23 protein-coding genes and 1 pseudogene are annotated in these 24588 nt (G+C 58.4%); 10 read left to right on the top strand and 14 right to left on the bottom strand.

What is annotated here, in order from left to right:
• Nucleotides 1–43: 43 nt before the first annotated feature.
• The 7 genes from HXW87_RS01385 to HXW87_RS01415 form a co-directional block, all read right to left on the bottom strand.
• Nucleotides 44–601 (bottom strand): phosphonate degradation HD-domain oxygenase, encoded by a 558-nt coding sequence (locus HXW87_RS01385; RefSeq protein WP_239779132.1) that lies wholly within the window; start codon nucleotides 599–601, stop codon nucleotides 44–46.
• The gene (locus HXW87_RS01390) at nucleotides 598–1731 is read right to left on the bottom strand and encodes a TIGR03364 family FAD-dependent oxidoreductase (RefSeq protein ID WP_182402898.1); all 1134 of its coding nucleotides are present in this window, start codon (nucleotides 1729–1731) and stop codon (nucleotides 598–600) included. Before HXW87_RS01390 ends, HXW87_RS01385 begins: the two co-directional genes overlap by 4 nt.
• Nucleotides 1732–1896: 165 nt before the next feature.
• Complete coding sequence (locus HXW87_RS01395; protein WP_239778356.1) at nucleotides 1897–2922, bottom strand: putative 2-aminoethylphosphonate ABC transporter substrate-binding protein; 1026 nt, start codon at nucleotides 2920–2922, stop codon at nucleotides 1897–1899.
• A 35-nt stretch (nucleotides 2923–2957) separates the two neighbouring features.
• Nucleotides 2958–4682 (bottom strand): putative 2-aminoethylphosphonate ABC transporter permease subunit, encoded by a 1725-nt coding sequence (locus HXW87_RS01400; protein WP_239778357.1) that lies wholly within the window; start codon nucleotides 4680–4682, stop codon nucleotides 2958–2960.
• Nucleotides 4682–5758, bottom strand: coding sequence for a putative 2-aminoethylphosphonate ABC transporter ATP-binding protein (locus tag HXW87_RS01405; protein WP_182402902.1), 1077 nt, complete (start codon nucleotides 5756–5758; stop codon nucleotides 4682–4684). Before HXW87_RS01405 ends, HXW87_RS01400 begins: the two co-directional genes overlap by 1 nt.
• 256 nt (nucleotides 5759–6014) lie before the next feature.
• On the bottom strand, nucleotides 6015–6878 hold the full coding sequence (locus HXW87_RS01410; RefSeq protein ID WP_041072184.1) for a LysR family transcriptional regulator: 864 nt from the start codon (nucleotides 6876–6878) through the stop codon (nucleotides 6015–6017).
• 16 nt (nucleotides 6879–6894) lie between these two features.
• Nucleotides 6895–9210, bottom strand: a complete 2316-nt coding sequence (locus HXW87_RS01415) for a heavy metal translocating P-type ATPase (protein WP_239778358.1) — start codon at nucleotides 9208–9210, stop codon at nucleotides 6895–6897.
• Nucleotides 9211–9294: 84 nt separating this feature from the next.
• Here HXW87_RS01415 and cadR point away from each other — a divergent pair, with 84 nt between their 5' ends.
• Nucleotides 9295–9744 carry a Cd(II)/Pb(II)-responsive transcriptional regulator gene (gene cadR / locus HXW87_RS01420; RefSeq protein WP_239778359.1) on the top strand — a complete coding sequence of 150 codons (450 nt, stop codon included), beginning with the start codon at nucleotides 9295–9297 and terminating at the stop codon, nucleotides 9742–9744.
• 34 nt (nucleotides 9745–9778) lie between these two features.
• Here the strand turns inward: cadR and HXW87_RS01425 are convergent, their stop codons facing one another.
• The gene (locus tag HXW87_RS01425; RefSeq protein ID WP_182403081.1) at nucleotides 9779–10618 is read right to left on the bottom strand and encodes a hypothetical protein; all 840 of its coding nucleotides are present in this window, start codon (nucleotides 10616–10618) and stop codon (nucleotides 9779–9781) included.
• 146 nt (nucleotides 10619–10764) lie between these two features.
• A pseudogene (locus HXW87_RS01430) lies at nucleotides 10765–11079 on the bottom strand (thymidylate synthase); the annotation flags it as partial.
• A gap of 305 nt (nucleotides 11080–11384) precedes the next feature.
• Here HXW87_RS01430 and HXW87_RS01435 point away from each other — a divergent pair.
• The 4 genes from HXW87_RS01435 to HXW87_RS01450 all read left to right on the top strand — a co-directional run bounded on the left by HXW87_RS01435 (nucleotide 11385) and on the right by HXW87_RS01450 (nucleotide 15552).
• Nucleotides 11385–12443, top strand: a complete 1059-nt coding sequence (locus HXW87_RS01435) for a hypothetical protein (protein ID WP_042561592.1) — start codon at nucleotides 11385–11387, stop codon at nucleotides 12441–12443.
• A 42-nt stretch (nucleotides 12444–12485) separates the two neighbouring features.
• Nucleotides 12486–14084 (top strand): AAA family ATPase, encoded by a 1599-nt coding sequence (locus tag HXW87_RS01440; protein WP_042561593.1) that lies wholly within the window; start codon nucleotides 12486–12488, stop codon nucleotides 14082–14084.
• Nucleotides 14077–15165 (top strand): UvrD-helicase domain-containing protein, encoded by a 1089-nt coding sequence (locus HXW87_RS01445; RefSeq protein WP_042561594.1) that lies wholly within the window; start codon nucleotides 14077–14079, stop codon nucleotides 15163–15165. Before HXW87_RS01440 ends, HXW87_RS01445 begins: the two co-directional genes overlap by 8 nt.
• Nucleotides 15166–15267: 102 nt before the next feature.
• Complete coding sequence (locus HXW87_RS01450; protein WP_155401175.1) at nucleotides 15268–15552, top strand: hypothetical protein; 285 nt, start codon at nucleotides 15268–15270, stop codon at nucleotides 15550–15552.
• 42 nt (nucleotides 15553–15594) lie between these two features.
• Here HXW87_RS01450 and HXW87_RS01455 read toward each other — a convergent pair whose 3' ends face one another.
• Together HXW87_RS01455 and HXW87_RS01460 are read right to left on the bottom strand one after the other, a co-directional pair.
• Complete coding sequence (locus tag HXW87_RS01455) at nucleotides 15595–16242, bottom strand: hypothetical protein (protein WP_042561595.1); 648 nt, start codon at nucleotides 16240–16242, stop codon at nucleotides 15595–15597.
• A gap of 12 nt (nucleotides 16243–16254) precedes the next feature.
• A complete protein-coding gene (locus HXW87_RS01460; RefSeq protein ID WP_042561596.1) occupies nucleotides 16255–16992 on the bottom strand; it encodes a HupE/UreJ family protein in 738 nt (245 codons plus the stop codon).
• A 513-nt stretch (nucleotides 16993–17505) separates the two neighbouring features.
• Here HXW87_RS01460 and HXW87_RS01465 point away from each other — a divergent pair.
• Genes HXW87_RS01465 through HXW87_RS01480 form a run of 4 tightly spaced genes read left to right on the top strand, consistent with a single transcriptional unit; the run spans nucleotide 17506 to nucleotide 20136 of the window.
• The gene (locus HXW87_RS01465; RefSeq protein WP_032894820.1) at nucleotides 17506–17805 is read left to right on the top strand and encodes a metal-sensing transcriptional repressor; all 300 of its coding nucleotides are present in this window, start codon (nucleotides 17506–17508) and stop codon (nucleotides 17803–17805) included.
• A gap of 7 nt (nucleotides 17806–17812) precedes the next feature.
• The gene (locus HXW87_RS01470; RefSeq protein WP_042561597.1) at nucleotides 17813–18949 is read left to right on the top strand and encodes a nickel/cobalt efflux protein RcnA; all 1137 of its coding nucleotides are present in this window, start codon (nucleotides 17813–17815) and stop codon (nucleotides 18947–18949) included.
• 12 nt (nucleotides 18950–18961) lie between these two features.
• Nucleotides 18962–19399: a YqaA family protein gene (locus HXW87_RS01475; RefSeq protein ID WP_042561598.1), complete on the top strand. Its 438-nt coding sequence runs from the start codon at nucleotides 18962–18964 to the stop codon at nucleotides 19397–19399.
• Nucleotides 19396–20136: a TraX family protein gene (locus HXW87_RS01480; protein WP_080896070.1), complete on the top strand. Its 741-nt coding sequence runs from the start codon at nucleotides 19396–19398 to the stop codon at nucleotides 20134–20136. Before HXW87_RS01475 ends, HXW87_RS01480 begins: the two co-directional genes overlap by 4 nt.
• A 40-nt stretch (nucleotides 20137–20176) precedes the next feature.
• On the opposite strand, the gene HXW87_RS01485 is transcribed toward HXW87_RS01480, so the two are convergent.
• Complete coding sequence (locus tag HXW87_RS01485; RefSeq protein ID WP_042561599.1) at nucleotides 20177–21487, bottom strand: MFS transporter; 1311 nt, start codon at nucleotides 21485–21487, stop codon at nucleotides 20177–20179.
• A gap of 253 nt (nucleotides 21488–21740) precedes the next feature.
• Here HXW87_RS01485 and HXW87_RS01490 point away from each other — a divergent pair, with 253 nt between their 5' ends.
• On the top strand, nucleotides 21741–21893 hold the full coding sequence (locus tag HXW87_RS01490; RefSeq protein ID WP_223656464.1) for a YHYH domain-containing protein: 153 nt from the start codon (nucleotides 21741–21743) through the stop codon (nucleotides 21891–21893).
• Nucleotides 21894–21997: 104 nt separating this feature from the next.
• Here the strand turns inward: HXW87_RS01490 and chrA are convergent, their stop codons facing one another.
• Both chrA and HXW87_RS01500 read right to left on the bottom strand, forming a co-directional pair.
• Nucleotides 21998–23356 (bottom strand): chromate efflux transporter, encoded by a 1359-nt coding sequence (gene chrA / locus HXW87_RS01495; RefSeq protein WP_042561600.1) that lies wholly within the window; start codon nucleotides 23354–23356, stop codon nucleotides 21998–22000.
• On the bottom strand, nucleotides 23349–24293 hold the full coding sequence (locus HXW87_RS01500) for a chromate resistance protein ChrB domain-containing protein (RefSeq protein WP_042561601.1): 945 nt from the start codon (nucleotides 24291–24293) through the stop codon (nucleotides 23349–23351). Before HXW87_RS01500 ends, chrA begins: the two co-directional genes overlap by 8 nt.
• Nucleotides 24294–24588 lie beyond the last annotated feature (295 nt).

Below are 24588 nucleotides of genomic sequence, written 5' to 3' on the forward strand. Positions count from 1 at the left end.
GGGAGCGAGCCTGCTCGCGAATGGCGCAAATCGGTGACATGGATTACGCAGCCAGCAGCCGCACCGCTTTCTCCTTCAGTAAACCAAGGTCCATCACCTGCACCGCCCTCTCCTTGGCCTGCTCATCCCACTGGCGCATGCGCAAACTCACGGCACACAACGGATCACGCTCAAACGCATCCGCCTCCTCCTCGCTCATCACCCCGCCCTGATACTCCAGGGTCCGGCGACTCGCTTCACTCAAGCGCTCGAAATACCCAGGCTCGCGCAAGGTCAGGTAACGCTTGGCCTCAACGTGATATTCCACCAGCCGCGCCATACGCTCACTGAAACCCGCCTCACGCAAATAATCCGCACCCAGGCGCTCATGGCTGACCACGCCATACCCGCCCATGTTCTCGGCGCCCTCGGCACACAAATGGCCGATGTCATGGAAGAACGCCGCCAGCACCACTTCATCATCAAACCCTTCAGCCATCGCCAACTGCGCGGCCTGGGACATGTGCTCGATCTGCGACACTGGCTCGCCGATGTAATCGCTGGTGCCGAAGCGCTCGTACAACCCGAATACCCGAGCGACGATTTGTGGATGATCCATCAGATTTCCTCCAGCCACTGCGCGACGTTGCGCTCGGCCAATGCCGGGCCGACGCTCATGCCCACGCCGGTGTGCATCAGCGCCACACTCAGCCCCGGTGCCGGGCGCAGCAACGAAAACGGCCCCGGCCCACGCGCACCGTAGACGCCCTGCCAGCGCTCGAGCACTTGCACCTTGCAGCCCAGCGTCTGTTCGGCCAGCTCGAGCATCCAGTTGTCCACTTGCTCGGCATTGAACGGCGACGGATCGCTGCCGTAATGGTGGGAGTCGCCGATGATCAGCTCGCCATACGGCGTCGGGCTGATCAGCAGGTGAATGCCGTTGTCGTGCAGGTGCGGTTGTTCGCGCAGGATCTGCGCCTGCACCGCCGCCGCTTGCGGCAGGTCAGCGAAAGCGCCGTAGTGCACGCAGCTCAGACCGGTGAGCAAGGCGTGTTGCAGATTCAGCTCGACCTGCGGTTTGGCACGGAGCATTTGCAGGCGGCAGATCTGCGGATCGAGCGCGGCGATCGGCTCGGCCAGCAGGGTCTGATAATCGTGGCCGGAGCAGACAATGACCTGCTTCGCCGTGAAGCTACCGGCGGTGCTGTACAGGTGCCCGGGTTCCACGTCGCGCACCAGCGTCGAGAAGTGAAACTCGACGCCGAGGTCGCGGCGCAGGTAGTCGATCAACGCCGGAATCGCTTCCCGCGAGTACAGCTGTTGATCGTCCATGCCGTGCAGCGCCGCCCGGTGGTGGCTGAACTGACCGTGGTACAGATCACGCAGGGCAGCGCCACGCAGCAAGGCCACGTTGTAACCGTGCTCCACGGCGCGGCCGTTGCAGAAAGCTTCGAGCAAGTGCTCTTCGGCTTCGCTGCGGGCGAACAGGTACGAGCCGTGGCGCTTGAGCTGCAGACCGGCGAGTTGCGCCCAGTCGCCCCAGATCTCGCGGCTGGCCTTGGCCAGTTCGAGCATCGGCCCCGGTGGCTGCCCGGTGACCAGCGCCTGACCGAAGTTGCGCACCGAGGCGCCGAGGGGTGTGGCGGTGCGTTCGAAAACGCTGACCTTGAGGCCGCGTTTGGCGGCGGCGTAGGCGTGGGACAGGCCGAGGATGCCGGCGCCGACGATGAGCAGGTCTTGGTGTTGTGTCATAAAAGCAATCCCGCTTTTGTGGCGAGGGAGCTTGCTCCCGCTCGGCTGCGAAGCAGTCGTAAATTCAGCAGACGCGGAGTGCCTGACACTACTCGTTTGCAGAATTTGGGACCGCTTCGCGCTCCAGCGGGAGCAAGCTCCCTCGCCACAGGCTGTGTGAGTCAGTTACTTGGCAGCGACTTTCTCGGACTTGCCGTCATAGCGCTTGCGCCATTCGGTCAGGATCTCGTCACGATTCTTCGAAGCCCACGCGAAGTCGTTCTTGATCAGGCGCTGCTCATAATCCGCCGGCAGTTCGGTCTGCGGCTTGGCGATGCCCGGCTGCGCAAGAACCGCGAAGTTCTCCTTGTACAGATCCATCGCCTCGGCGCTGGCGGAGAAGTCCGCGAGTTTTTTCGCCGCGTCTTCATGCGGCGTGCCTTTGATCACCGCAGTCGCTTCGATCTCCCAGCCCAGGCCTTCCTTCGGCAGGATGATGTCCAGCGGCGCGCCTTGGCGTTTCAGCTGTACCGCCGGGTATTCGAAGGAAATGCCGATCGGGAATTCACCCGCCGCCGCCAGTTTGCACGGCTTGGAACCGGAGTGAACGTACTGACCGATGTTCTGGTGCAAACCGTCCATATAGGCCCAGCCCTGCTTCTCGCCAAAGGTTTGCAGCCAGGCGCTGACGTCGAGGAAACCGGTGCCGGACGACGCCGGGTTCGGCATGACGATCTTGCCCTTGTACTCAGGCTTGGTCAGGTCTTGCCAGCTCACCGGTTTGCTCAGGCCCTGCTTTTCGGCTTCGACGGTGTTGAAGCAGATGGTCGCGGCCCACACGTCCATGCCGACCCAGGCGGGCGGGTTGGCGGCGTCGCGGTAGTTCGCGCCGATCTTGCTCAGATCCTTCGGCGCATAGCTTTGCAGCATGCCTTGCTGGTCAAGGATCGCCAGGCTCGACGCGGCCAGGCCCCACACCGCGTCGGCCTGCGGACGGGCCTTCTCGGCCAGCAGTTTGGCGGTGATGATTCCGGTGGAATCACGCACCCACTTGATTTCGACGTCCGGGTTGGCCTTTTCGAACGCAGCCTTGTAGGCGGTCAGTTGCTCGGCTTCGAGGGCGGTGTACACCGTCAACTCGGTTTTTGCCGCGAAGGCATTCAGGCTGAAAGTAGCGAGCACAGCAGCGGCCAGGGCCATAGGCTTGAACATGATCGTTTTCCTGTCTTGAGTTGAGGTTGGGAAAATCAGTGACCGGGCGCGGTTTGCCGCCAGGCCTGGGAACGGCGCAGCAAGCCGCGCGAAGCCCACGCCAGCAGCAAGGACACGCCTGCCGAGGTGAACAGAATCAGGGTCGACATCGCTGCCGCGCCGCCGACATTGCCGGCGTCATCCATGTTCAGCACCGCCACCGCCGCGAGGATGGTGTCGGGGCTGTAGAGGAAGATCGCCGCCGACACCGTGGTCATCGCCGAGACAAACAGGTAGCGCACGATGTCCAGCAGCGCCGGCAAACAGATCGGCACGGTGACGCGCAGGTAGTGGCGGTACAGCGGGGCCTTGAGCGACAGCGCAGCGGCTTCGAATTCCGCGTCGAGCTGGCGCAGTGCGGTGGTCGCGGTCATTTGTGCGGTGGTCAAATAGTGAGCAATGGTGCAGACAATCAGCAGGGTCATCGTGCCGTACAGCACGTGCAGCGGGTTGCCGCTGAGGTTGAAGAAGAAGACATAACCCAGACCGAGTACCAGCCCCGGCACGGCCATCGGGATGAAACTGAGCATGCGCAGCGCCAAATTGAGGCCGCGCTGGCTGCGGGTTTTCTCCATCAGGTAAGCGCCGGTGAAGATCAGCACGCTGCCAATCAGCGCCGTGCCCAGCGCCATCTTCAGACTGTTGCCGTAGGCCAGCCAGCCGCCGCCAGCGGTTTCGTTGAACTGGTAGTGATTGAGCGACAGCGACAGGTTGTAAGGCCAGAACTTCACCAGCGACGAAAACACCGCCATGCCGAACACCAGCAGCAACGCCGCGCTGATCAACACAACAATCGCCAGATAGCAGGCATCACGCATTTTCGACGGCGCTGGTTTGAATACTTGCGCACGGCCACTCATGGAATCGCCGTGACGCCGACGCAGCCAGGCATCGACGCCGAAGCTGAACAGCGCCGGCAGCAACAGCACCATGCCGATCAACGCGCCGCGGCCGAATTGCTGCTGGCCGACCACGGCTTTGTAGGCCTCCAGTGCCAGCACTTGATAGTCGCCACCGACCACCACCGGCACGCCGAAATCGGTGATGGTCAGGGTGAACACCAGACAGAACGCGGCAAATACCGCTTGCCGGGTCGCCGGCCAGGTGATGCTGCGAAAGGCTTTCGCCGGACTGGCACCCATGCTCGACGCCGCATCAAACAGCCGCGCATCGGCCAGCGACAGCGCCGACAGCAGAATCATCAACGCATGGGGAAAGGTGTAGATCACCTCGCCCAACACAATCCCCCAGAACCCGTAGATGTTGGCCGAGAGCAGTCCACGCAGCATGCCTTGGTTGCCGAACAGATAAACCAGCGCGATCCCCGGCAGCATCGACGGCGCCATCAATGGCAGCAGGGAAATCCCGCGCCAGAGGCCCTTGACCGGCATCAGCGTGCGCTGCAGAGCGTAGGCAAACAGGTAGGCCAGCGGTACGACGATGGCCGCGACGCTGAGGGAAACCTTCAGGCTGTTGCCGAGCAGCCAGTGGAAATTCTCGCTGCTCACCAGTTCCTTGGCGGCGAGCCAGCCGCCGCCCTGTCCGGCCTCGCTGCTGAAACCGCGCCAGAAGATCGCCAGCAATGGCAGCAGCACCGCGACACCGAGCAGCAACAGCAGCAGGAGTTTGCCACCGAGGACGAAGATCCGGTCGCCGACCTCGGCCCCGGACACTCGCCGCGCCTGCTTGTGCGGTAGCGGCAGTGCGATGTTCGCGCTCATCAGGCAAACACCTGCAGGCTGCGCGGTGGCAAGGCGACCATGATCTGCTGGGCGCCGAGGCGCGGCATGGCTTCCGGCGCCAGTTCGGCGAGCAGCGAATGGCCCGGCAACTGATCGAGTTCGAAGCTCATGCGGCAGCGGTTGCCGAGGAACGTGATCTCGCGAACCTTGGCCGGGAACAGGTTTTCTTCGTGCACCAACGGATTGACGCTGATCGCTTCCGGGCGGCAGAACAACCGGCCCGAAGCGCCGCTCACGCTGCCATCCGCCAGACGCACATCCATCCCGCCAACCCGGGCGTGACTGGCGCTGCTGCGCTGGAACGGCAGCCAGTTGCCCTGCCCGACAAACTCGGCCACGAATGGCGTGGCCGGGTGGTTGTAGATGTCCTGCGGAGTGGCGTACTGCTCGACCCGACCGTTGTGCATCACGGCGATGCGGTCGGCCATCAGCATGGCTTCGTCCTGATTATGGGTGACCATCAGGGTGGTGATGCCGAGGTTGCGCTGCAGCTGGCGCAGTTCGGTGCACAGATGCTCGCGCACCCGGGCGTCCAGCGCCGACATCGGCTCATCGAGCAATAACAGCGACGGTGCCGGGGCCAGGGCACGAGCCAGGGCGACACGTTGTTGCTGGCCGCCGGACAACTGGCCCGGGTACTTTTTCTCACTGCCGGTGAGACCGACCAGTTCCAGCATCTGCCCGACGCGACGGCGTACTTCGTCACGACCACTGCCGGCGAGGCCGTAGGCAATGTTCGCTTCAACTGTCAGATTGGGGAACAGCGCGTAGGACTGGAACAGGATGCCGTAGTCCCGGGCTTGCGGCGCGAGCTGCGAAACATCGCGGTCACCGAGGTACAACTCGCCGCTGTCCTGCTTCTCCAGCCCGGCGATGCAGCGCAATAGCGTGGTCTTGCCGCAGCCCGACGGGCCGAGCAGGCACACCAATTCACCGGCGGCGACATCGAGGGAGACGTTATCCAGTGCGGTGAAGGCGCCGAAGCGCTTCTGCACGCCGCGCACTTTCATCGGCGCACCGGGGTTGGTCAGGGCAGTTGCGATGGCAGGATTCATGGACAGACCTCATCAAGCAGATGGGGCCCATCCTAGAGTTGTAATGCGTCCGTCATGTGGCAGTGAGGCAAAAACGGCCGATAATGGTATTCGGGGATTTTGGTTCAGGTTTCAAGTCATGGGTTGCCGGGTCTGGCCCCATCGCTGGCAAGCCAGCTCCCACAAGGATCTTCAGTGAATGCAGATTTTGTGAACACCTGAAATACCTGTGGGAGCTGGCTTGCCAGCGATGGGGCCAGTACGAGCAGTGAAGAAATCAGGCCGGGGACATTTCCTGAGCCAAGCCGAGGAAGGCCGCCGGCAACCGCGCACCCTTGCGCTCCTTGAGGCAATACAGGTACTCGGGAATCTGCGGCGCATTCTCGATGGTCAGCACGCGCAACTGCGGATCATGCGGCACTTCCTGGCGGGCGATGATGCTGATGCCGATATTGCGCAGCACCGCCTCGCGGATCGACTCACGGCTGCCGATCTCCAGCAACGGGCCAAAACTGACCCCGGCGCTTTCCAGCAACTCCTCGGTCAGGCGCCGGGTGGTCGAACCGGACTCGCGCATCAGCAAGGTGTGACCGGCCAAAGCACTCAACGCTACATGCTCCTGCGCCGCCAGCGGATGGTTGCGATGCACCGCCAGCACCAGCGGATCGCTACCCAATACCCGGCGAATCAACCGCGCATCCTCGAGCAACTGCGACGACGCCGCGACATCGACGCGGTAATCCTCCAGCGCTTCGAGCACCTGCTGCGAGTTGCCGATTTCCACCGACACTTCCACCTGCGGCAGGCGCTCGCGGAAGGTCTTCACCAGATCGAGGATGTAATACGGCGCAGTGGCAGCAATGCGCAACGTGCCCTGCACCTGACCGCTGTTACGCAGGAAGAACTCGATATCGGCTTCCTGCTGCAACAGCGCCTTGACCATCGGCAGCAGTCGCGCGCCTTCGTCACTGACACTCAGGCGGCGACCGCCACGGTAGAACAGCTCCACCGAATACTGGCTTTCCAGATTGCGGATCTGCGTGGTCACGGTGGGTTGGCTGAGGCCGAGCTTTTTCGCCGCCAGCGTAATGCTGCCCAGGCGGGCGACCATATAAAACGCTTTCAGCTCGGCACTCAGCACAACCATCCCTCATCGTTTATTTGCGCAGCAGGCGCAAACCGTTGAACACCACCAGCAGGCTCACGCCCATGTCGGCGAACACCGCCATCCACATGGTGGCGAGCCCGGCGAAGGTTACCCCAAGAAAGATAGCCTTGATCACCAGGGCCAAGGCGATGTTCTGTTTCAGGATGCTCGCGGTGTCGCGCGACAAGCTGATGAACGCCGGGATCTTGCGCAGATCGTCGTCCATCAGGGCAACATCAGCGGTTTCAATTGCGGTGTCGGTACCAGCCGCCGCCATTGCGAAACCAATCTCGGCCCGCGCCAATGCCGGGGCGTCGTTGATACCGTCGCCGACCATGCCCACTCGATGACCTTGTGCATAAAGTGCTTCGATGGCTTGCAGCTTGTCAGTTGGCAGCAAATCGCCTTTGGCCTGATCGATACCGACCTGCACGGCGATCGCCTGCGCGGTGTGCACGTTGTCGCCAGTGAGCATCAGGGTTTTAACGCCCAGTGCATGCAACTGACGGATCGCTTCGCGGCTGGATTCCTTGACCGTGTCGGCCACGGCAAACAGCGCCAATGGGCCGGAACTGTCGAGCAGCAGCACTACGGATTTGCCCTGTTTCTCCAGCGCAAACAGCTTCTCTTCCAGTTGTGGCGAGCACAGGCCCAGCTCTTCAACCAGACGGTGGTTGCCCAAGTGATAGGTCTGGCCGTTGACCTGGCCCTTCACACCACGCCCGGCCAGCGCTTCGAAGTTATCCACAGTCAGCACGGCGAGGTTTTTATCCACAGCCGCATTGGCGATGGCCAGCGACACCGGGTGATCAGAACGCCCGGCCAGCGCGGCAGCGATTGCCGGAGCAGTGGCGTCGGCGATCGGATCGAGCGACAGGTAATCGGTCTGCACCGGTTTGCCGTGGGTGATGGTGCCGGTCTTGTCCAACGCCAGATAATCGAGCTTGAAACCGCCCTCCAGATAAACGCCGCCCTTGACCAGAATCCCTTTGCGCGCCGCCGCCGCGAGGCCGCTGACGATGGTCACCGGGGTGGAGATCACCAGTGCGCACGGGCAGGCCACCACCAGCAACACCAGCGCACGGTAGATCCAGTCGAACCACACCGCGCCCATGAACAGCGGCGGAATGATCGCCACGGCCAGCGCCAGCACGAACACCACCGGGGTGTAGATTTTCGAGAATTGATCGACGAAGCGTTGGGTCGGAGCGCGCGCACCCTGCGCCTGCTCGACGGCGTGGATGATCCGCGCCAGGGTCGAGTTGTTCGCCGCCGCAGTCACCGTGTACTCCAGCGAGCCGGCCTGGTTGATGGTGCCGGCGAAGACTTTATCGCCGATGGTTTTCTCCACCGGCAGGCTTTCGCCGGTGATCGGCGCCTGATCGATGGTGGAACTGCCGCTGACCACTTCGCCGTCCAGGGCGATGCGCTCGCCGGGTTTTACCCGCACGCGGGCGCCGAGTTCGACGCTTTTAACCTCTTGTTCGACCCAGTTGCCGTCGGCCTGCTGCACCGTGGCCTGTTCCGGGGTCATCTGCATCAGGCCGCTGATTGCGTTGCGCGCACGATCCAGCGAGCGCGCTTCGATCAGCTCGGCCACGGTGAACAGGAACATCACCATTGCCGCTTCCGGCCACTGCCCGATCAACACCGCACCGGTCACCGCGATGCTCATCAGCGCATTGATGTTGAGGTTACGGTTCTTCAGGGCGATCCAGCCCTTTTTATAGGTGGTCAGGCCGCCGCTGAGAATCGACACCAGCGCAATGATCGCCACCACCCAGGTCGGCGCGGCGTTGGTGAAGTGGATCACTTCGGCGGCGAGCGCACCGACGCCGGACAGCGCCAACGGCCACCAGTGTTTTTTTACTGGTGCCGGGACCGGGGTTTCGACGCCCGCCTCCAAAGGCTCGGCGTGCATGCCCAGCGAGGTGATCGCCTCGGTGATCGGCGCGGTGTCCGGCAGATTGTGGGTCACGCCGAGCACGCGGTTGATCAGGTTGAACTCCAGCTGCTGCACACCGGCCAGCTTGCCGAGTTTGTTCTGGATCAGCGTCTGCTCGGTCGGGCAGTCCATCGCTTCGATGCGGAAACTGCTAAGGCGGGCGTCAGCGCTGGTCTTTTCGCTCAGTTGCACCAACGCAGGCGCAGCCGCTGTCGACGAGCAGCAAGAATCTTCGTGCGAATGAACCGGTGCCGGTGCTGCGGCTTTCGACCCGCAGCAGGAATCGCCGCCATGTTCGTGCTTATGCACAGGCTGCAATTTATGGCTGTGGCTATGATCGTGCCCGTCGCCGGGCTTGTGGGTGTGCTGGGAATCGCTCATTGGTCGCGTCCATGAAGGTGCCTGTTGCCAAGTAAAGACCCTGTAGCCACTATAGGGTCAAGCACCCATTTGGAGATGGCCGTCATGAAGATCGGAGAACTGGCGAAACAGACCGATTGCGCCGTGGAAACCATCCGCTATTACGAGCGCGAAAACCTGCTGCCAGAACCGGCGCGCAGCGATGGCAACTACCGCGTCTACACCCAGGCCCACGCCGAACGCCTGACGTTCATCCGCAACTGCCGCACCCTCGACATGACCCTCGAAGAAATCCGCAGCCTGCTGGCCATGCGTGACAGCCCGCAGGATCAGTGTGCAAGCGTCAATACGTTGATCGACGAACACATCCAGCACGTGAAAGCGCGGATTGATGGCTTGCTGGCGCTGCAGACGCAACTGCTCGACCTGCGCCAACGCTGTGGCGAAGGGCCGGGGGCGGATCAGTGCGGGATTTTGCAGCGGCTGGAGGTCAGCGGCGGGGTTGTGGCGGCGGAGGTTGAGCATTCGCACGTGGGCAGAAGCCACGGCCACTAAGTCACCTGTCTCCTGTCTCCTGTCACCACACTGATCAGATCAGTTTGAACTCCAGTATGCCTTGGGGGCCCATACCGTAACTGATCCCCGGGACCATTCCAGCACCTAGAAAGAAGCCGCCGTACAGAAAAATCGACTCTCCACGAAACCCTTGATACACACTTGGCTCAATGCGGAACTGGACAGGTGATTCCGGAGTGACTGTCAATTTGCGTTGATAGTCTCTCCAGTTCTGTGCGCCGGGTCCGCCCTGAAGGTCACTGCGCACATAAATTTCAATGGCGTTATTGGTTCGCAAGTTCGAGACCTTCGGAACAGTAAGAATCAGGCCATTTGGATACTTATCAATCTCCAGCTGGCCATTCGATACGCCCTCGATGGAAATCTGCCCGGTTTGAACCAGTGGCAAAACGAAGTCGACGAACAGAGACGGCGAAGTCAAAGCTTCTCCGTTTCTTGTGATTACATAGAAGATTTCGACCCTTTTTCCTTCGAGCTCAAGTGCTTCAGCGTCGGAAAAAGGAAAACGCAAATCGGTGAATTCTTCGACTGTCTGGGAGGGTAACCGGAAGCTTTCTCCGCTGGCCTCAAGCACCTGCCCTTGCACCCGCACTTGATCGCCGATCTGAAAGTCCTGATTGTTTACAGACACCTGATAAAACAGCGAATTAACAAAAATCGGGGCGCCCCGAAGCAATTCACCAGGTATCACGCAACCCCAAGGTGCAATGGAAGGTAAGAAATGAATGAGCCCCGAACTACTCTCGCAGCCAACAGACGGCGCTCCGGACAATTGAACGCTTGAGCTCTGCGCGGTAAAACCCGCTGCGCGCTCCGAAAACCCGCCGGGTGGACCGATTGTATTGCGTGACATAGCGAAGCTCCAAAAAGAAAGGGCATTTGCCGACCTGGCCGATTGGCAGTGGTCAGTCAAACACCCTTTCATCTATTCGCCACCTGTCAGAGTTGACAGTCTGTTAGATTCTTTTGCAATCAGGCAAAGCCATGACTGCAACAGAATCAGACCGCCATCGGCGCGGTCATCGGCGCATGGTGCTCATAGCCTTCCAGCGAGAAGTCGCTCGGCTCCACCAACTCCAGCCACTCCGGCTGATACACACCGGTCTTGGCAAACTCCGGCACGCGGTCGGAGATTTTCAGTTTTGGCATGGCGAACGGCTCGCGCTTGAGCTGTTCGTTGAGCATGTCCAGGTGGTTTTCGTAGACGTGTGCATCACCGATGAAATAGGTGAACCAGCGCGGCGTGTAGCCGGTCAGGCGCCCGATCAGGCTCAGCAGCGCGGCGCCTTCGGTGAGGTTGAACGGCGTGCCCAATAGCTTCACCCCCCACCTTTACTGCACATTACGCTGACTTGTAATGCCTTCCAAGCAACTTGGTATATGTGCATTATAGCTTTTGCACATTACCTGCGCAACCCCTAATGCTGGATAAACCACCAGTTTTTTTAAGTCCCGCCCGCAGTTCCCTTTCTCCTGAAGCCCCCGAAATACGGGGCCTGCAGCCAAGAAGTTGACTCACCCTGGCAATGTGCTATCCATAATGTCGGGGGAATCTATCTCCCCAGACTAAGCTCCAGCGCTTCCGCAGACGCTAAGGCGCAATAAAGCAGGGAGAGTCGATGCGCCTAGATCAGATGCCATACCACTCAATGCCCACCCTGGCCGTCCTTCCGTTCCGGCAATTCAGCATCGGATGGACATGGCAGTTGCGGGCACTCAAGCTCTTCCCCGAGTCTCAGCTGTCCTGGAAGCGCTACTCCTACGATAACGGCAGTGGCCATGCGAGGGCGGCTGTTTTCACCTCCTACGAGGAGGCCATAGAAGCTGCGGACGAATTCAACAGCCGAACCAGTGAACTGGTAGCTCAGGCGGTACCGGATCCTGTGCTTCAGAGCTCGACCGCCCTAAAAGTCGAGAAGGCCCTGACAGCAGCGCGTCGCATCCACGCAGAAGAAGAGCTCATGGAGCGCGAAGCAATCAAGCGAAACGCCCATTTGCCCCGTCCCAACATGCAGGAGCTGGAACTGCACAATACGATGGAAAGCTTGCGACAACCCCTCTACCAGGAGCTTGAGCGCGCTCCTTACCTGGAGATAGTTGCCATCCCGAGATTCAACATGTGCCTTCGTCGTACCGAAGACCAGACGTGGGAACAGATCGGAGCCTTGTCTCCCAAACGCTCGCAGATTTGCCTGCGAGAGGTGACAGCCAAAGGATTCGGTCTTTCGGGAGCAGATCACTGGGGGAGAACGAAAGCACAGATTCGGGCACTGCTTCTTCCCAGGGCCAATCAGCTGCTGCAGTTAGCGAGCGTCAAGCAAATGCTTGCCGAGGCGAGGATGCGCGGCCAGAGAGTAGTGGTCTGCGGTGGCTTCGTGTTCTGGTATGAGGACGACGGGGTGCCACGGTGGGTGCTGAAAAACACGGGTGGCGAGTCCAGCAGCGATGAAGGAAACACCTTGTGGTACGAGGGAACGATCTTATCCAAGAACCATGGCCGGATCGTCGTGCTTCCCTATATCAAGGAGAACGGGGAAAAGGTTCAAGGGCACACGAAGAACGCACCGCACGATGGAAAGGCGCTACCTCGCCATCGAGATCAGTACGTCACCCTACCTTTTGAGATCCTGGACGGCGACCTCATGATCGGACTATTTGGTGAGCTCCACTATGAGTAATGCACCGACTAATCGGACATCCCTTCCATGTAAGGACAGCAGATGATCACGAAGATCAAAATCCAGGGCTATCGGATCTACGGCGACTTCACGCTGCTGCCCAACAGGGATCTCAACATCCTTGTGGGCGGTAATGACGCGGGGAAGTCGACCCTGATGGAGGCAATTGGTCTCGCGCTCAACGGGCGTATCGGTGGTCGCTCCGCTCAGGAGGAGTTGAACCCCTATTGGTTCAACAAAGAGCTGGTTAATCAATTTCTAGATAATTGCGATTGGGATGAAAACCCAGCTCTACCAGAAATTCTGATTGAGCTTTTCCTCGAAAATCGGCCAGAGCTGCAATTCCTCTGTGGCGCGATCAATAGCGACAGGAAGACAAATGCCTGCCCTGGCATCTCATTCAAGGTCATTCCCAACCCTGAATATGACGAGGAACTTACCCAGTGGCGTATCAACCCCAGCGCGCTGATCCCCGTCGAGTACTACAAGATTGAATGGCGTACCTTTGGGGATGAAGTACTGACTAGGCGCCCCCGGCAGCTAGCCGTAGCGACTATCGATTCCCGTACCGTCCGCTCGACCTCGGGCGTCGACTACCACCTGCGCCAAATCCTAAGTGACCACTTGGAGCCGGGCGAGAAAGCCAAGATATCCCAGCATTACCGCGAGATCAAAGAGTCCATGACCTCTAACTCCCTGGGTGGCGTGAATGATCGCCTCAAGGATATTCGAGCGCCACTGGATAACCAGGTGATGGCCCTGGCCATGGATCAAAGCGCTCAATCCTCCTGGGAGGGGTCGGTCACACCACATGTGGATCATGTGCCTTTCGCGCTGGCAGGCCAAGGGCAGCAAGCCTCAATCAAGATTTCGCTGGCCATGCAGCGCCTGTCCGAGCACACCAGCATCGTGATGATCGAAGAGCCAGAAAACCATCTGTCGCATACGAGTTTGACCACGCTGCTGTCGCGCATCGAGGAAGCTGCAGGCGAGCGTCAGCTGTTCATCTCGACTCACAGTGCCTATGTGCTAAATCGGCTCGGCCTGAGCTCCTTGCTCCTCCTGCATCGCGGCAAGGCATCTCACATCGAGACGCTTGATCCGGACACCGTCGGCTATTTCCAAAAGCTGCCAGGCTTCGACACGTTGCGTATGGTACTGGCTCACAAGCTCGTCCTGGTGGAAGGCCCCTCGGACGAGATCTTGTTTGAGCGCTTCTTCAAAGACCTCTACGGTAAGCACCCGATGGAGCTGGGGATTGATGTGATGAGCATGCACGGACTGACATTGAAGCGCTGCCTGGAACTGTGTACTGCCATCGATCGCCCAGTTGCAGTGCTTCGAGACAACGACGGGGAAGACCCAGAAACCCTTAAGGAAACTGTCAGCGAACTGCTCGAAACAGGAAAGCGCGAACTCTTTATTGGTGCAAAGGAAGCGGGCAGGACATTGGAACCACAATTGAGGGCGTGCAACAGCGAAGAGTCTCTGCGCAATATTCTTGGGGCCACTGATAGGGCCAGCCTTGAGAAATGGATGTCGAGAGAAAAAACGGAAGCAGCACTTCTCATCGCCAAATCCAAGGAGACGGTCACACCGCCACCATATATGGCTGCGGCTGCGGCGTTCATTCATGGCTAAAAACTACCTGACCCTGGCAGTTGCGGGTGCTCGCAAGACTCAAGGCCTGGTGGAGCATTGCAAAGCATTAGCAGCCGATCGCAAAGTTCTGCTCATCACCTTCGCCCAGGCCAATCAGATCGAGTTGCGCGAGCGCGTAAGGCGGTATGCCGGAGACCGACCCGGCTTGGAAGTCTCTGGCTGGTTCAGCTTTTTGCTGCGTCATTTCGTCAAACCCTTCGTCCCATTCGCCTTCCCCGGCAAGCGCTGCAGGGGCTTCAATTTCGAAGGTGATCCAGGACGATATGCCAGCGGTGAGAATCGATTTTTCGATTCGTCGGACAGTGTGTATGCGAAGGAATTAGCACGCTTGGCCCACCAACTGATTGGCCAAAGCGGCGGGGCCTTGATTCAACGCCTCGAATGCCTTTACGACGAAATACTCATCGACGAGGTTCAGGATCTTTCAGGTTACGACTGGGACATCCTGGAGGCGCTGTTCGGCACACGCATTGAGATACGGCTCGTCGGGGACGTCCGGCAGGCAGTCTTGTCCACCAATCCTCGTGGTCAAATGAAGAAGGCCTTTGCCTACTCGAAATCCATTGCATGGTTCAAAAAACAGCAGAAAGCAGGCCGCCTGGAAATCAACTACAGCTCTGTCACATGGAGGTGCTGCCAGACAATAGCTACCTTTTCCGACACCATCTTCGAGGCAATCTGGGAGTTTCCGGAAACGACCTCACAGAATCACGCGATCACACCCCACGACGGCGTTTTCCTCGTGAGAAAGACTCACGTCCGTCAGTACGTTGAGACATTCCAACCCCAGTGCCTGCGCAACAGCATTCGCTCGGGGACGGAGTTCGACCTCAACTACATGAACTTTGGGGTATCCAAAGGGCAGACCTTCAACCGCGTGCTGATTTATCCAACCGAACCTATCGGCAAGTTCATCAGCAAAGGGGAGTATCTCCTGCCCCTCTCCGCAGCCGATTTCTATGTGGCGGTCACACGGGCCGAGCAAAGCGTGGCGATTGTCTTGGATAAGCCAGGGGCCTCACAGATCCCCTATTGGCATCCAACTGTCGCCGCTGAGTAATTGCATGGACTTGACCACCCATTTGCATTCGACTTGACCAGTCGCTTGCGTCGGATTTGACCAGCCCGCTGGCCGACCCTGATCGGCCATTAGCTGCCATACGTGACTACCAGCAATCGACCCAAAACAGTCATTTTTTTGCAGGATGTCAGGCAAAAATTTTTCGTCACGCAGAAAAAACAAGGCCGCATTTGCGGCCTTGTTTTTATGGGGTTATTCGTGGGAATGTCCGTGCTCAGCTTTGTCGGAGGTTTCTACTTTCTCACCACCACCGCATGCCGTCATCAGGCCGAAGAAGCAGATCAGGAGCATAGAACGAACCAGAGTGGTTGGGGTTTTCATGGAAGGACTCTTCAAAAGTTGATAAATGGTCTGGGGGCAGGCTGAACGGTGAATTTTCGGCAGTAGGACAGCCATCGCTGTTTCGAATTACTGTTTGACGCTCAAGTAATCGCCGGTTGTTTTCAGTGCGATGGTCACGTCGCTGTTGCTGCGATTACGCCAAAACCAACCATGGGTGCCGTCAAAAATGGCGGTAAATTCACCCTTGTCACTTTTGACCTGCTTGCCCTTGCTGTAGCTGTGGAAGTAACCCTTCTCACCGTTGTAAGGTTCGCCATGGGTATCGAAGTTCACAGGCCCGCCAACCGCAGTCCATTCGTAGCTAACAGACTTGCCATTCAAGACTTCGAGCTTTATTTCCGTCCCTTCACCTGGCTTGAGCGTGACGCTCATTTGATTAGTCTTCAAAGCTGAAGTGGGTGTGGGCGCCGGCTGAGTAACAGGTTTCGCAATAGGCTGGACTTGCGCAACCTGCGGAGCTGGAGCTGGAGCTGGAGTAGCAGCTTGCGGTGGCGCGGCATCCGCCAAAGCTTCCTGAGCAAGGATGATCTTCAATTCGCCCATTTGGGTCAGTCCCAGTGCTCGGCCCACACCCGTTGGATCGACGGCATATTCCGAAGGCATAACCACTGTCACCAGCAGGCCGACCGCAGTCAGCAGGGCAATAACAGTGGAGCGCACCAGTTTGCGAGTGCTTGGCAATTCATTAACAGTCGGAAGCGGAGTATTAAACATGGTCAGAATTCCTTACACGGAGACAAACAGGCCGGTGATCTGGTAACCCATCAGCAGGAAACCGGCACTCATCATGGCGACGTTGGCGGTATAGGCGTGGCGCCAGAAACTGCCGGTGCGCCGCCAATAACCCATCAAAATGAGAATCGCGCTGAGGGCCAGCAACTGGCCAATCTCAACACCGACGTTGAAGGCGATGAGGTTCGGAATCAGGCCATCAGGCGAGATCTCGTACTCCTGGATCTTCGTCGCCAGACCAAAACCGTGGAGCAAGCCGAAGATCAGCGTGGCCACCTTGGTGTTGGGTTGGAAACCGAGCCAGCGCTGGAATGCGCCCAAGTTGTCGAGCGCCTTGTACACCACCGAGAAGCCGATGATGGCGTCGATGATGTACGAGCTGATGCTGACCTCTGTAAGTACGCCAAGCAGCAGCGTGACCGAATGGCCTACAGCGAACAGCGTGACATACAGCCCCACGTCTTTCAGGCGATAGAGGAAGAAGATCACCCCGAACAAAAACAGCAGGTGGTCGTATCCGGTCATCATGTGCTTGGCGCCCATGTAGATGAAGGGCAGCAACATGACGCCGGAGCTTTCCTGGATGAAGCCTTTGTCACCTTCCGCTACGGCGTGAGCCATCGCCTCGGGCATTCCCAGGAAAAGTGCAGCGACAAGTAAAAACAACAGCAATACGGGGCGGTGCAAAGGCGTAGTAAACGCGCCGGCGCCGCTCATCGAGTACGGATGCATAGATCAATCCTACGTTGCAGAGATCGAAGGCCGCAGTGCGGCCAAGGTCAAGATGCGAACGAAGGACGGGGTGGACGCTCGATCAAGAATATCGGCGGCAGGGGAACAGAGTGTCGAAGCGCATCGACCCGGATGGATAGCATTGGGGATGTCGCCAGCATCAACGCCGCTGTGAGTTGCGGTGTTTCGTGCTGGTGATCAGGGGTCAATGGCGAATGGTAGTGATCTGAAAGACTCGAATAGCTGGATGAAGCCTCTTCGCCGTGGGAGTGATGGGCGTCTTGCGTGATCTCCCAGGCTGGCTGTTTCGACGCCACTGATAACGAATAGGTATGCCCGGCCCAAGCCACTAACATGGCGAGAGCCAGCGCGATTACCACCGTAGTTGTCAGTGTTCTGCTGAACATGGCGTTAGGGTTTCAACTCGGTTTATAGGGCTTTTACGCGTTTGACCACATCCCCCTAGGGGGGATAGGATGCCAGCGTAATTCATTGAGGCCTGAGGCTCAAGTCATGAGTGAGCACGAACACGAACACAGCCATCCCCACACCCACCAAAGTCATGAGGCGATCATCAAACGTCTCAAACGGGCGGATGGGCATTTACGCGGCATCATCACCATGATCGAAGAGGGTCGTGAGTGCGTGGACATCGCCCAGCAGCTGCATGCGGTTGAAAAAGCAGTGTGCCAGGCCAAACGTACGCTCATCCAGGATCACATTGATCACTGCCTGGAGGACACCGTTTCGGCGCTAGGCAATGGCGAACGCGCACCACTGGAAGCTTTCAAGCAAATCACCAAGTACCTCTAGGTCTGTCATGCCCAATTTTGCTGAACTGCTGCAACAAGGCGGGGCTCACGCCTGGCTGTATTTCCCGAGCGCGATCCTGCTCGGCGCCTTGCATGGCCTGGAGCCGGGACATTCCAAAACCATGATGGCGGCCTTCATCGTGGCCATCCGAGGCTCGGTCAAACAGGCTGTTTTGTTAGGTTTGGCCGCGACGTTGTCGCATACCGCAGTGGTGTGGTTGGTCGCCATCGGCGGCATGTACCTGGGCAAAGGCCTGGATGCGCAAACCACTGAGCCGTACTTCCAGCTTGCCTCTTCTGCACTGATTATCGTGATTGCGCTATGGATGCTCTGGCGTACTTGGCGCGGCGAGCAGATGTTCAAGTTCGAGCAAGGTGATGATCATCACCACGGCGAGCACGACCATGGTCATCATGATGAGACCCATCGAATCGATACCGGCCATGGCCGCATTGAGCTGTCGATCTTCGAGGAAGGCATGCCACCGCACTGGCGCCTGAAGACACTGACCGGGCACGCTTGGGCTGCCTCAGATGTTCGCCTGATGACTACTCGTCCGGACGGTAGCAGCCAATCGTTCTCTTTCGTTGAGCGCGACGGCTTCCTGGAGTCGAAGGTCGATATTCCGGAACCACATGAGTTCAGTGCTCGCTTGAGTCTTGGGCATGCAGGTCACTCCCATGATTACGATCTCCAGTATCAGGAACACGATCACGGGCATGCTCATTCCGAATTGGAAGGCTTAGAGTTGTCGATTGATGGCTACCAGGATGCGCATGAACGTGCGCATGCCAACGATATCCGCAAGCGCTTCACCAATCGCGAGGTCACCACGGGCCAGATCGTTATGTTCGGCCTGACTGGGGGTCTGATTCCTTGTCCGGCAGCCATTACCGTTCTGTTGCTATGTCTTCAGGTTAAAGAAGTCGCGCTGGGAGGCATGCTTGTCCTGTGTTTCAGCATAGGATTGGCGCTCACCTTGGTCACTGTCGGTGCTGCTGCGGCAATTGGTGCTAAGCAGGCCTCCAACCGTTGGCCTTGGCTGGGCACCGTGGCTCGTCGTGCTCCGTACCTGTCCAGCGTGCTGATCATTGGTGTTGGTCTGTACGTGGGCTTCCATGGCTGGATCGGCCTGAACGCTTGAGGCAAGTCTTTCGTGTTTGAACTCACGAGCTACATTGGTCTGTTCGTGGCGGCATTCGGTGCCGCGACGTTATTGCCGATGCAGTCTGAAGCCGTGCTGGTCGGGATGTTGCTCTCCGACCGGTACGTTGTTTCTTCGCTATTGGCAGTCGCCACTGTTGGCAACGTGCTTGGCTCCGCTCTGAACTGGCTTCTGGGCCGTTCCGTTGAGCGATTCCGCCACAAGCGCTGGTTCCCCGTGAGCGAGAGCAAGTTAGAAAAGGCCCAGCAGTCGTATCTGCGCTACGGGCGCTGGTCACTGTTGTTGAGCTGGGTGCCCATCATTGGCGACCCGCTGACAGTCGTCGCCGGAGTCATGCGCGAGCCACTCTGGAGTTTCCTGCTGATTGTCACCCTGGCCAAGGGCCTGCGTTATCTCGTGCTGACCGCCGTCACGCTGGGGTGGGCATGACGATGCCTACTGTCCCGCTTTCCCCACTCAAGAGCCGAAGCAATAGCCTGGATCTGATCAAGTGGCTAGCGATGTTGACCATGGTTATCGATCACTTGCGGTTGGTGTGGCCGGAGTTGAGCAACCTGTTCATTCCGGGGAGACTTTCCTTTCCGTTGTTCTGTGTCGCCATTGCGGCCAACGTGGCGCGCTCCAAACGGGGCGAGTTGTTGACGGCGGCGAATGGTCGATACCTTGCCTTGATGCTGGTGTTCGCCGCCATTTCAGAAGTGCCGTATCGCTACATCAGTTCTTCGGGGTCATTCAACGTGTTGGTGACGCTGGCATTGGGACTGGTGATTGCCTGGGGATGGCAGCATCGCACCCTGTTGAGCAGTGCTATGGCGTTATTGGCCGCCGCGATTGCCTACGTGCTGGATGATCCACTGATGTACGGCTTCTACGGTGCGCTTGTTCCAGCGGCTGTCTTAATAGCAATCAAAGGCCCTGGTGTTCTTTGGCTGCTGCCTGCGGCTCTATGCTTGATGAGCAATACGCGAAGTAGCATCGTAACCAAGGCGCTGGACTTGGAGGTCTATTCATTGGTGGCTTTGAGCACCGCGTTCGCGGCGCCGCTGATCGGACTCTGGCTACTGCGTCAGACCTTCACCTTCAAGGTCTGGCCGGTGCGGCAATGGGGATATTGGTTCTATCCGGGCCACCTTGCCGCTTTGCAAGCGCTACGGTTGCTTGGCTGAATACCGGTCACCAGCTTTAGCAAATCTTAGGAATTCGCGATCACCTATTGGGCCATCGGCGATGCTGATCATCGATCACGTATGGGTGTTCGTGATCCACACCGTCCTGGCCGTCGATGTGCGCGTGATCGCCCGGCAGATTCTCATGGGTGTGTTTGATCGACTCCTGATCATGAGCTGGGCGCCAGATCACGATGCTGACCAGTAGTGCACTGCCTGCCACCACGGCGAGGCCAACAAACGACGCCGTGAGGCTGATGTTGGCTCCCAGCCATCCCGCCAGTGGATAAGTAATCAACCAGCAAGCATGGGACAGCGCAAATTGGGCGGCAAACAACGCCGGGCGATCTTCGGCATGTGCCGAGCGACGCAACAGGCGACCGCTCGGAGTCTGGGCCAGCGAATAGCCCACCCCGAGCACCATCCACAACGGCAGCAGGAAGTTGTAGGTGGTCAGGTTGATGCCGACGGCCAAGCCTACGACCAGTATTCCTCCGCCAAACAACATGGCCGTTCGGTCTTTGATGTTTTTCAGCAGGCGAGGCAAGACCAGGGCCGAGATCATGGAACCACCACCAAACGCAGCCAGCGCCAATGCCGTTGAGCTTTGGGGCAGAGCGAAGCGCGACTGAACCAGAACCACGGTGTTGACGATGACCATTGCACTGGCAGCCGCTACCGTCAGGTTGAGAGCCAGCAGCCCTCGCAGGCGGGGCGTCGCTAGGAATATGCGCATGCCACGGGTGGTTCGTTCATAGATGCTGCGTCGTGGTACTTGCTTCGCCTTTGGCAACAACACCGTGGCGACTAGGGCGGCAGAAGCGAGGAAGCCGATGACCGTGCCGGCGAAAAGGTTGTGGAAGCTGATCACCGTCAGGAGCGCGGCAGCGAGCATCGGGCTCGCGACGCTTTCGAGATCGTAGGCCAGGCGCGATAACGACAGCGCACGCGTGTAGTCGTCTTCATCCGGCAGGATGTCTGGAATGGTCGCTTGGAACGTTGGAGTGAACGCTGCCGATGCGGACTGAAGGACGAAAATCAGTACGTAGATTTGCCAAACCTCAGTCACAAACGGGAGAGCCAGCGCGACCACGGCCCGCACCAGATCCAGAGAGACCAGCATGGCTCGGCGAGGCAGGCGCTCTGCAAAAGCCGCTGCAATGGGCGCAACGCCAATGTAGGCGGTCATTTTGATCGCCAACGCCGTGCCGAGAACGGCACCTGCTTGGGCGCCTGCTAGATCGAACGCCAGTAAACCGAGCGCGACGGTGGCAAGGCCAGTCCCTACGAGTGCAATCACTTGAGCCAGGAAAAGATGGCGATAGGTTCGGTTGGCTAGGATTTTCAGCATGAGAAATCTCAAAAGGAAACGCGTGCGCCTATCTAGTCACTGAGATTTCCCGAAGATAGAAGAACTACGAGTTCTCGTTTTCAGATGATTTTGTATCCCCCCTAGGGGGATATGAATTCATCCTAAACCAGAGCCAGAAGTAGCTCAAGAAATAAGCATTCGACCTTTGATCGAGTCCCCGGAGAAGTAGCTTGCTCAGTGAAGGCACTTAGCCATACGCTGCCGGGCGTGAGACCTCTCACGGATATAAAATATGAGCAAGGAGCAAGCCCTGATGAAACTGTCCGCCATTTTGATCGCCGCTTTACTTTCGATTACGTCCGTTGCTGCCTTCGCGCACAGCGGCGGTACTGATTCAAAAGGTTGCCATCGCAACCATAAAACCAACGACTACCACTGCCATTAAATGGCAAAAGCCCAGCGTCAGGCTGGGCATTGGTGTGAGCTGGTCACTTCAGATCTGAAGGGGCCTGGGTGTCTGACGGACGCTGTTTAATCCGCTCGTGATAGCTAGCGCAGCAGATGTACTGCCAGACCAGCGAGCGCACAGGCCATCAGTACCTGAATGACGCCGCGCTTGAAGCGGAACAATGCTATTGCCGCTGCGATGGCGATTACTGCAGAGGGCCAGTCGAGGTTGCCGCTGAAGCCTTTCGGCCAAAGCACGTGATACCCGAAGAAGCACGCCAGATTGAGGATCACCCCAACTACGGCGGCGGTGATGGCGGTAAGCGGTGCAGTGAACTTGAGTTCGTTGTGGGTCGACTCAACCAGAGGGCCACCCGCAAGGATGAACAGGAACGAGGGCAAAAAGGTGAACCAGGTCACCAGGGCAGCTGCGACAGCTCCGGCCAGAAACAGCTGATCAGCCCCGAACACTTGCGAGACATAGGCCCCGACGAAGCCGACGAAAGCCACCACCATGATCAGCGGCCCAGGCGTGGTTTCCCCCAGCGCAAGGCCGTCGATCATCTGTGTCGGGGTTAACCAGCCATAGTGACCGACTGCGCCTTGATAGACATACGGCAGTACGGCATAAGCACCGCCAAAGGTCAGCAATGCAGCTTTGGTAAAGAACCAGCTCATCTGGGTCAGGGTTCCTTCCCACCCAAAGAGCGCGGTCAAAACACCCATCGGCAAAGCCCATAGCACGGCACCAATCAGTGCGAGTGAGGCCAATTTCAACCAGCTGAAGCGGGCATGTTCCGGGGACGGCGTGTCGTCATCGATTAAGGCCGGGCCGAAGGATTTTTTGGCGGCGCTATGGCCACCGGCTCTGAACTTCTCAGGTGCCAGTCGCCCGCCGAAATAGCCAATCAATGCTGCCCCTAAGACGATCAGCGGGAACGGAACATTGAATGCAAAGATCGCAGTAAATGAAGCCGCCGCTATCGCCCACAGCCAATTATTCTTCAATGCCCGAGAGCCGATCCTATGTGCCGCCTGCACCACGATGGCCGTCACGGCGGGCTTGATGCCGTAGAAGAGTCCGGCTACCACGGGTACTTCGCCGAACGCGATGTACATCCACGACAGCGCGATCAGGATGAATAGTGAGGGCAGCACAAACAGCGTGCCGGCGATCACGCCTCCCCACGTTCGATGCATCAGCCAACCAATGTAAGTCGCCAGTTGCTGAGCCTCGGGCCCTGGCAACAACATGCAGTAATTGAGGGCATGCAGAAATCTGCGTTCTGAAATCCAGCGTCGCCGCTCCACCAACTCCTGATGCATGATCGAGATCTGGCCCGCAGGCCCGCCGAAGCTAATGAAACCGAGCTTCAACCAGAACCAGAACGCCTCACGCAGACTAATTTCTTCAGGCCTCGACGGATCCGCTTCAATCTCTGGTGCAATAACTTTACTCATTGGGCTGCTCCTCTTTCACAAAACCGGCGAGCAGACCGTCGAAAATGGCACACGCGGCAGCCAGCAGTTGGTCGTCGTCGGTAATGGTTTCTCGCAGCCCTGCCAGTACACGTTCGATGCCGGCAGCCTCCACGGGTTGAATGCCCCCGATATCGAGGTAATGCACAAGTGCAGCAATGCGACCTAGACCTTGTATCTGGATTTGAAAACTGGCCTGTAGGGTTTCAAAGGTGACGCGGTTACCAACATGGCTGAAGGTTGCATCATCAAAATCAAACCCTAAGGCGTCGACTGGGCAGTCCTGTGGAGTCTTCAGCCAGACGATCTGAGCTTGCGGGTCGATGAAGCGGCGGATTAACCAGGCACAGGCGAGCCGGTCGACCCAGGGACGGTTACGGGTCGCCCAGATACGGCCCTGATAATCGCTGAGATTGAGTGCCGTTATTGGTTGGTTGCTGCTGTGTGGCTCATCCGGCGACAGGGCTCTACTGACCGCCGTCTCTAGCTCCTGCAACGCCGAATCAACTTGCTGCTTGGGCTTGCCTGGAAAGTAATCGATGCTGACCAGTTGATCGTGGGCTTTGCGCAGCTTACGAATTTGTTTGGTCGTCGCCAGGGCATTTTCAGAATTCAGCTGTCCACGGCACTCTTCTATCTCCGCACCAAGCCTACCGTAGTCATCGCTACGGTCGAACAACTCGACGAAGCGCTCACCTCTAGGGTCGACGATCGGCAGAACGTAGGCCGTGCCATTGATGGCGAGGATATCGCGCTCGACAGACGTCAGTGCTTCACGGCAGACGCCAGTGTCTGGCAGCAGATACGCGCCATCGCGCAGAACCGCAGCACCAGAAGCTTTCAATGCACGCCAGGCGCGCATGCGTTCGGTGGCATTGGCAGTGGGTAAGCCAAGAATCAGAGCCAGCCAATTATTCATGTAGAGTTAGCTATATAGTTTGTAATGACGATTACATTAATCAAGATCTTGGCGCTTGGGAAGCCGCGCATCGAAACACGGATATTGGTGAGTCCGACTGTAGGAGGAGTGGTCGTGCGCAAATAAGGGCTTTAGGAGCTGCACAATGTTGTCAGCGACAGAAATGCTTCTTTCATGCGCTTTAGATTTCTAAAGCTGGAGGGCCGCTTTTGGCCGATTCTGTTGAAAAAGTCGGCCATGGTTTGCGCATCAGAAAAGTACGCGTCCGAGATTGAAATCTTTACTTTTGGCAGGG

The organism is Pseudomonas sp. Y5-11 (genome assembly GCF_022368695.1).
Lineage (GTDB): Bacteria > Pseudomonadota > Gammaproteobacteria > Pseudomonadales > Pseudomonadaceae > Aquipseudomonas > Aquipseudomonas parakoreensis.

Excerpts from the sequence above, each read along its gene's own strand:
- HXW87_RS01440 (WP_042561593.1), top strand. The coding sequence starts at position 12,486 with ATGATCACGAAGATCAAAATCCAGGGCTATCGGATCTACGGCGACTTC.
- cadR (WP_239778359.1), top strand. The coding sequence starts at position 9,295 with ATGAAGATCGGAGAACTGGCGAAACAGACCGATTGCGCCGTGGAAACC.
- HXW87_RS01415 (WP_239778358.1), bottom strand. The coding sequence starts at position 9,210 with ATGAGCGATTCCCAGCACACCCACAAGCCCGGCGACGGGCACGATCAT.
- HXW87_RS01405 (WP_182402902.1), bottom strand. The coding sequence starts at position 5,758 with ATGAATCCTGCCATCGCAACTGCCCTGACCAACCCCGGTGCGCCGATG.
- HXW87_RS01470 (WP_042561597.1), top strand. The coding sequence starts at position 17,813 with ATGCCCAATTTTGCTGAACTGCTGCAACAAGGCGGGGCTCACGCCTGG.
- HXW87_RS01455 (WP_042561595.1), bottom strand. The coding sequence starts at position 16,242 with ATGTTTAATACTCCGCTTCCGACTGTTAATGAATTGCCAAGCACTCGC.
- HXW87_RS01395 (WP_239778356.1), bottom strand. The coding sequence starts at position 2,922 with ATGTTCAAGCCTATGGCCCTGGCCGCTGCTGTGCTCGCTACTTTCAGC.
- HXW87_RS01460 (WP_042561596.1), bottom strand. The coding sequence starts at position 16,992 with ATGCATCCGTACTCGATGAGCGGCGCCGGCGCGTTTACTACGCCTTTG.
- HXW87_RS01500 (WP_042561601.1), bottom strand. The coding sequence starts at position 24,293 with ATGAATAATTGGCTGGCTCTGATTCTTGGCTTACCCACTGCCAATGCC.
- HXW87_RS01390 (WP_182402898.1), bottom strand. The coding sequence starts at position 1,731 with ATGACACAACACCAAGACCTGCTCATCGTCGGCGCCGGCATCCTCGGC.
- HXW87_RS01465 (WP_032894820.1), top strand. The coding sequence starts at position 17,506 with ATGAGTGAGCACGAACACGAACACAGCCATCCCCACACCCACCAAAGT.
- HXW87_RS01490 (WP_223656464.1), top strand. The coding sequence starts at position 21,741 with ATGAGCAAGGAGCAAGCCCTGATGAAACTGTCCGCCATTTTGATCGCC.
- HXW87_RS01485 (WP_042561599.1), bottom strand. The coding sequence starts at position 21,487 with ATGCTGAAAATCCTAGCCAACCGAACCTATCGCCATCTTTTCCTGGCT.
- HXW87_RS01480 (WP_080896070.1), top strand. The coding sequence starts at position 19,396 with ATGACGATGCCTACTGTCCCGCTTTCCCCACTCAAGAGCCGAAGCAAT.
- HXW87_RS01425 (WP_182403081.1), bottom strand. The coding sequence starts at position 10,618 with ATGTCACGCAATACAATCGGTCCACCCGGCGGGTTTTCGGAGCGCGCA.
- HXW87_RS01400 (WP_239778357.1), bottom strand. The coding sequence starts at position 4,682 with ATGAGCGCGAACATCGCACTGCCGCTACCGCACAAGCAGGCGCGGCGA.
- HXW87_RS01435 (WP_042561592.1), top strand. The coding sequence starts at position 11,385 with ATGCGCCTAGATCAGATGCCATACCACTCAATGCCCACCCTGGCCGTC.
- HXW87_RS01445 (WP_042561594.1), top strand. The coding sequence starts at position 14,077 with ATGGCTAAAAACTACCTGACCCTGGCAGTTGCGGGTGCTCGCAAGACT.
- chrA (WP_042561600.1), bottom strand. The coding sequence starts at position 23,356 with ATGAGTAAAGTTATTGCACCAGAGATTGAAGCGGATCCGTCGAGGCCT.